This window comes from Shewanella sp. WXL01, assembly GCF_012263345.1.
GTDB classification, from domain to species: Bacteria; Pseudomonadota; Gammaproteobacteria; order Enterobacterales; family Shewanellaceae; genus Shewanella; species Shewanella maritima.
This window is the reverse complement of record NZ_JAAIKQ010000028.1, coordinates 1-862: the sequence shown is the minus strand read 5'-3', so window position 1 is coordinate 862 and position 862 is coordinate 1. Positions and strand designations below refer to the sequence as shown.

The following is an 862-nucleotide window of genomic DNA, read 5'->3' as shown; positions in this document are numbered from 1 at the left end:
GTTAATACGTTGCCTGAAGCTTGCGTATCTTCGCCAACCGTTACTGCATCATCTGCCACGTCCGTGTTATCCGGCGTGACAGTAATTGTCAGTGTCGCCGTTTCACCTGTATTCGTGGTGTAATTGATCACCGGCAGTGTGCCGTTCCAGTCCGCAGCTGGATCGAAGGTGTACGAACCATTGGCGTTCAGCACTAGTGTGCCGCCTTGGACAGTCACAGATGCACCAGCAGTGTACGTGGTGTTGTCACCGGCGATGGTGAAGCTAACCACGCTCGTGTTATCAGACTCGTCATTGCTCAGCACGTTGCCTGAAGCTTGCGTATCTTCACCAACCGTTACTGCATCATCAGCTACATCAGTGTTATCTGGCGTGACAGTAATTGTCAGTGTCGCCGTTTCACCCGTGTTAGTGGTGTAGGTGATCACCGGCAGTGTACCGTTCCAGTCAGCAGCTGGATCGAATGTGTACGAACCATTAGCGTTAAGCACCAGTGTACCGCCTTGGACGGTGACTGAGTCACCCGCGTTGTAAGTGGTGTTGTCACCGGCGATAGTGAAGCTGACCACGCTCGTGTTATCAGATTCGTCATTGCTCAGTACGTTGCCACTTGCTTGCGTATCTTCGCCAACCGTTACTGCATCATCAGTCACGTCTGTGTTATCTGGCGTAACAGTAATCGTCAGTGTCGCCGTTTCACCTGTATTCGTGGTGTAAGTGATCACCGGCAATGTGCCGTTCCAATCTGCCGCAGGATCGAATGTGTACGAACCATTGGCGTTCAGCACGAGTGTGCCGCCTTGGACGGTGACTGAGTCACCCGCGTTGTAAGTGGTGTTGTCACCGGCGATAGTGAAGCTGA

The 862-nt window shown here is 52.7% G+C and carries 1 protein-coding gene; it reads right to left on the bottom strand.

What is annotated here, in order from left to right; translation table 11 throughout:
- A partial coding sequence (locus G3R49_RS19915) for an Ig-like domain-containing protein (protein WP_167870832.1) occupies positions 1-862 on the bottom strand: 862 nt, incomplete at both ends.